This is a genomic window from Pseudomonas sp. Pmew2, assembly GCF_058129885.1.
This window is the reverse complement of sequence record NZ_CM176702.1, coordinates 2,112,609-2,117,647: the sequence shown is the minus strand read 5'-3', so window position 1 is coordinate 2,117,647 and position 5,039 is coordinate 2,112,609. Positions and strand designations below refer to the sequence as shown.

4 protein-coding genes are annotated in these 5,039 nt (G+C 57.7%); 3 read left to right on the top strand and 1 reads right to left on the bottom strand.

The window, feature by feature from the left end; all coding sequences use genetic code 11:
* The first annotated feature begins 619 nt into the window (after positions 1-619).
* Positions 620-1,138 (top strand): GNAT family N-acetyltransferase, encoded by a 519-nt coding sequence (locus tag AC4ANK_RS09755; RefSeq protein ID WP_002552781.1) that lies wholly within the window; start codon positions 620-622, stop codon positions 1,136-1,138.
* 25 nt (positions 1,139-1,163) lie between these two features.
* On the opposite strand, the gene AC4ANK_RS09750 is transcribed toward AC4ANK_RS09755, so the two are convergent.
* Positions 1,164-1,886: a haloacid dehalogenase type II gene (locus AC4ANK_RS09750; RefSeq protein ID WP_002552780.1), complete on the bottom strand. Its 723-nt coding sequence runs from the start codon at positions 1,884-1,886 to the stop codon at positions 1,164-1,166.
* A gap of 157 nt (positions 1,887-2,043) precedes the next feature.
* On the opposite strand from AC4ANK_RS09750, the gene AC4ANK_RS09745 reads away from it, so the two are divergent.
* Together AC4ANK_RS09745 and AC4ANK_RS09740 are read left to right on the top strand one after the other, a co-directional pair.
* A complete protein-coding gene (locus AC4ANK_RS09745) occupies positions 2,044-3,039 on the top strand; it encodes an aldo/keto reductase (RefSeq protein ID WP_002552779.1) in 996 nt (331 codons plus the stop codon).
* A 288-nt stretch (positions 3,040-3,327) separates the two neighbouring features.
* On the top strand, positions 3,328-4,968 hold the full coding sequence (locus tag AC4ANK_RS09740; RefSeq protein ID WP_460383067.1) for a methyl-accepting chemotaxis protein: 1,641 nt from the start codon (positions 3,328-3,330) through the stop codon (positions 4,966-4,968).
* The last annotated feature ends 71 nt before the right edge of the window (positions 4,969-5,039 follow it).

Sequence of the window (5,039 nt, the reverse complement as noted above, 5' to 3'; positions counted from 1 at the left end):
CAGGAACCACCGTCCGTGAGCAGATTATTTTTATGAACGGACAGAGGCACAGAGCGTCCCGCCCGTCAGGCACGGCATAGGAAATGCCGGATGTACCTTGAGACTCAGGGAGAAGGTGCGGCGCGTGCTCTTGCGCTCACGTCATGACCAGACATGGAAGCGCTTGGGGGGATCGCAGAGAAATGACGGGCGAACGCGGCAAGGCGCGACTCGCATACAGAAAGGGGGGTGGCTGGCTCGTTGACGAGACTGATCGCTCTGCCCTTGGAACTGACGTTTGCATACCGCGTGACCAATTGAAACCTCATCTTCCGTTTGAGGGTCAACGACGGGGAACGGCCTGCGCCGGGTGTCAGCGCCAAGGTGGACCCGATCGGCTGCGACTGCGGGGTTGTAGACCCATGGCAATCATTGACGCTGGGTTTTTGGCCCTGAGCGCCCGGGATAATAACCATGATTTTTGGCAGTGAGGCAAACAAAAAGTTACAAACCCCCAAAGTGTCCGTCAAACGGCACTGCTGCGCGAACCAGACATCTGTTTAAAACTCAGCGTGCGGTTAAGACTTTTCCCGCCTCCGGGTGCAATACTCAACGCTTGAGTCAGACGAATCCTGCTTTTATGACCCTTACTTACCGACGACTGACACCGACCGATGCAGTGGCTTATCGCGCGTTGATGCTTGAGGCATATGATCGCCACCCGGACGCCTTTACCTCAGATGTGAAAGAGCGTGAAACGCTGCCTGGCGAATGGTGGGAAAACAGGCTGGATAACAGCAATGCGTCGACCGAAGCAGTGTTTGCCGCCGTCGAAGACAACAAACTGCTGGGCGTAGCCGGGTTGTCCGTTGAAACCCGAAATAAGGCCCGGCACAAGTCAACCTTGTTCGGGATGTACGTGCCTCAGGCTCACAGAAACAGAGGCATTGGTTACCAATTGATGTGCAGCGTGCTCGAGCATGCCAGATCCCGTCCTGAGCTTCTGGTCGTACAGCTCACCGTCACGCAGGGTAATGCCGCAGCACAGGGGCTTTATGAGCGCGTGGGCTTTGTGACCTTTGGCGTTGAACCGCTTGCAGTTGCCGTAGGCAGCCGGTTCGTCTCCAAGGTGCATATGTGGAAGGATTTACGGGAGTAAGTTATCCCCTAGCCATTATCTGCGCTCAGCATCCGAGCGCCTCGGCTGCGTCGGTCAGAGAGTCGACAATAACGTCCCAGTCCTGTTCGGCAGTAAGGTCAGACGTCTGGCCTGGCCCGTGCTCGGACGGGCGTCGGACAAATACCGTCTTGAAGCCATTCGCACGGGCTGCCGCCAGGTCGGAGTTATGCGCAGCCACCATCGCGACTGCTTGCGGGGCCAGGCCCACGGCGTCTGCCGATTTCAGGTAGGTCTGCGGCATTGGTTTGTAAGAGCCCGCGATTTGCGCGCCGACAATCACGTCCCACGGCAAGCCAGCGAACTTTGCCAGGTTGAGCATGCCGGCAATATGCCCGTTGGAAAGCGTGCCAATCGAGAACCTGCGCTTGAGCCGCGTGAGGCCGGCGACGGAATCGGGCCATGGATCAAGCCGTTCCCACGCCTTGTTGAGCTCAATCAGTTCGGTATCCGGAATGCTGCCGAAGTCTACCTCGTGCCGTGCCAGCACGGTTTCCAGACTCTCCCGGTTGAGCACGTCAAGTGTCACGAAAGGACGCTCACCCGAGCGAACGCGCTGCATGGAAGGCTGGTAGAGCCCGCGCCATTGATCGGCAAAATCGAGGGGGTCGACGTTCACGCCATGACGCAGCAGAAAGGGCGCCGCGGCGCGTGCCACACCACCTCGCCAATCCACAACGGTGCCGAATACGTCGAACCCGAGAAAACCCACCTGTGCAAATCTGGCCATATTATCGCTCCGGTAATGTGTATCGTCGCTTATAGTTCTACACAAGCAGTCGCTCAGAGGACAGTCGTTTCCGGGCAGACATTGCCCTCGTTGAAGAGGTAATGAGTGATATCGAAACCGGTCGGCGACTGGCCAATCAACGATGGATGGAGAATTCATGAACTACGTGAAGCTTGGAAACACAGGGCTGGATATTTCCAGACTGTGCCTTGGGTGCATGACCTTCGGCGAACCTGATGCCGGAACGCATCCCTGGACACTGGGCGAAAAAGCAAGCAGACCGATCATCAAGCACGCCGTCGAGCAAGGCATCAACTTTTTTGACACCGCCAACAGCTACTCGGCAGGCACCTCGGAAACCATCGTCGGAAAGTTGCTGAAAGAGTTCACGCGCCGCGACGAAACCGTGATCGCCACCAAGGTGTTCTTCCCGGCAAACATGTGGGAAGGCTCGACAAGGCCCAACGAGAAAGGGCTCTCGCGCAAAGCCATCATGTCCAGTATCGATGCGAGCCTGACGCGGCTCGGCACTGATTATGTCGACCTGTACCAGATTCACCGCTGGGACTATGACACGCCCATCGAGGAAACCATGGAAGCCCTGCACGATGTGGTCAAGGCAGGCAAAGCCCGATACATCGGCGCCTCGTCCATGTATGCGTGGCAGTTCGCCAAGGCCCAGCAGGTCGCGGTCGCGCACGGGTGGAGCAAGTTTGTGTCCATGCAGAATTATCTGAATCTGGTGTATCGCGAAGAAGAACGCGAGATGATCCCGCTGTGTATCGATCAGGGTGTCGGCCTGATGCCCTGGAGCCCGATGGCGCGTGGCAGGCTGACCCGGCCCCATGGGCAGCAGACCGAGCGGACCAGGACCGACATTTCCGGTCAATCGTTTTACCAGGCGACGGAAAAGGAAGACGGTCGGGTGATCGACGTTGTGGAACAGGTCGCAGCAGAACGGGGTGTGCCGATGGCGCAGGTCGCACTGGCCTGGGTATTGGCCAAACGAGGGGTTTCAGCGCCGATTGTCGGCGCGTCCAAAGCGTCCCAACTGGACGATGCCATCGCCGCACTGGAGCTGGTGCTCAGCGACGAAGAGATCCAACGCCTTGAGGCACCTTATGTACCGCATCTGGTGACCGGATTCGTCTGATCCGCACAGCAGAAACCCGACGCCGGCGAACGTTACAGCGTCGCCGGTAACCTGATGGACCGCAGTCATCCGATAGAACGGTGACCAGCAACGCTTATCTTATGAACACAACATCACAACCCTCGTAACCGTCACACACTTCTGAAATAACACCTGTCTATCTCGCCGCATGCAAATATCTATTGGGCGACCGACCCGCTGCACGGTATTGTCTTGCCATTCGCAATGAATGGCCGTTTGCCAGTGCTTGATTCGACTTTACCCACTTCCCCAGTTCGAGTTCCTTCCATGAAAAATCCGGTTTCTCTGGCTACCCGCATCGGCTTGGGGTTTGCCGCGGTCGTTTCACTGCTCATATTGATCACCGCTGTCGGCATTCAGCGGGTTGGCTTCATCGACAGCACCCTGGAAGACGTTGGAGACAATGCCGCAAAGGTGCAACGCTATGCGATCAACTTTCGTGGCAGCGTGCATAACCGGGCGATCGCCCTGCGCGATGCGGTGCTGGTCAACAATGATCAGGACCTCGCGCTCCATCTGGCAGAGATGACCCGGCTGGAAAAGGACTACATCGATTCGGCTGCACCGATGGATCAACTGTTCTCCAGGCCGACCGTAAGTGCCGAAGAGCGGCAACTGCTGCGTGGCATCAAGGAAATCGAACAGCAGACGCTGGGCTCTACCAAAAGCGTCATTGCCTTGCGCCGTACCGGTGACATCGCCGGTGCCCAGGCCCTTTTGCTGAGCCAGACATCGGGGGACTACAGCGAATGGCTGAAGCGCATCAACGCGCTCATCGACCATGAGGAAGCCTCGATCAGGGTTCAGCTGGATAATGTGCAGGCGACCGCCAGCCAGTTCCGTGGCCTGATGCTGCTGGCAACGGCTTTCGCCGTGCTGCTGAGTATCGTGCTGTCGGTTTTCATCATTCGCTTTGTGAAAAAGACGCTTGGCGCGGAGCCTGTAGAGGTTGCGCAGGCCATTCGAAGATTGGCGGCCGACGATCTGCAGCAAACCATCACCACCGCGCATCCCGACAGCGTCATGGGCGTACTGAAAACCGCGTTGACTCGTCTCTCGGAAACCATCACAGAGGTGAGGACGGCTGCCCAAGAGGTCAGCCAATCATCCACCGTGCTGTCGGCGGCGTCATCTGCCAACAATACCCAGATCATGGTGCAGACCCGTGAAGCCGAACAGGTGGCGACCGCCATCAGCCAGATGGCCGCCACGGTCAATGAAGTCTCGGGCTATGCAGCACAGGCAGCGGACGCTGCACGTTTGGCAGACAGCGAAGTGGCGACCGGTAACCGACTCGTCGAAGGCACTACCACTGCCATCGAGCAACTGGCAGCCACGCTGACTGAAACAACAAATACTGTGGAGCAGGTGTCCAGGCACAGCGAGCAGATCGAAACGGTGATCGAGGTGATCAACTCGATTGCTTCGCAAACCAATCTGCTGGCGCTTAATGCGGCCATTGAAGCAGCCCGTGCGGGTGAGCACGGCAGAGGCTTTGCGGTCGTCGCCGATGAAGTTCGTTCCCTGGCGAATCGTACCCAGCAGTCGACCCAGGAAATTCAAAACATGATCAGCACGCTGCAAGGCGGTACTGAAACCGCGGCGCAGAACATGCGCGACAGCTGCGAACTGGTCAATCGCGCCGTTGACCAGACACGCAACGCACAAAGTGCTCTGTCCAGAATCAATCAGGAAGTGGGCGCGATCAATCACATGAATGCGCAAATCGCCAGCGCTGCGGTTCAGCAAAGCTCGGTGGCAGAAGACGTTGCCATGAACATCAACAGTATTCACGACTCGACACTCAAGTCCGCCAATGGATCGCAGCAGGTGGCAAGCGCCAGCGAAGAGCTGGCACAGCTTGCAGATCGCCTTACCCGCAAGGTCGCGTTTTTCAAAGCAGGCTGACGGTGTGAGCAGGTATTCGGCGATGGATGCTGCATCGGATGCTGCATCGCCGGATACCTCATTAGCGGCAA

What these genes read in the sequence shown, in the direction of transcription:
- AC4ANK_RS09755 (WP_002552781.1), top strand. Translation starts at nt 620, where the DNA reads ATGACCCTTACTTACCGACGACTGACACCGACCGATGCAGTGGCTTAT.
- AC4ANK_RS09750 (WP_002552780.1), bottom strand. Translation starts at nt 1,886, where the DNA reads ATGGCCAGATTTGCACAGGTGGGTTTTCTCGGGTTCGACGTATTCGGC.
- AC4ANK_RS09745 (WP_002552779.1), top strand. Translation starts at nt 2,044, where the DNA reads ATGAACTACGTGAAGCTTGGAAACACAGGGCTGGATATTTCCAGACTG.
- AC4ANK_RS09740 (WP_460383067.1), top strand. Translation starts at nt 3,328, where the DNA reads ATGAAAAATCCGGTTTCTCTGGCTACCCGCATCGGCTTGGGGTTTGCC.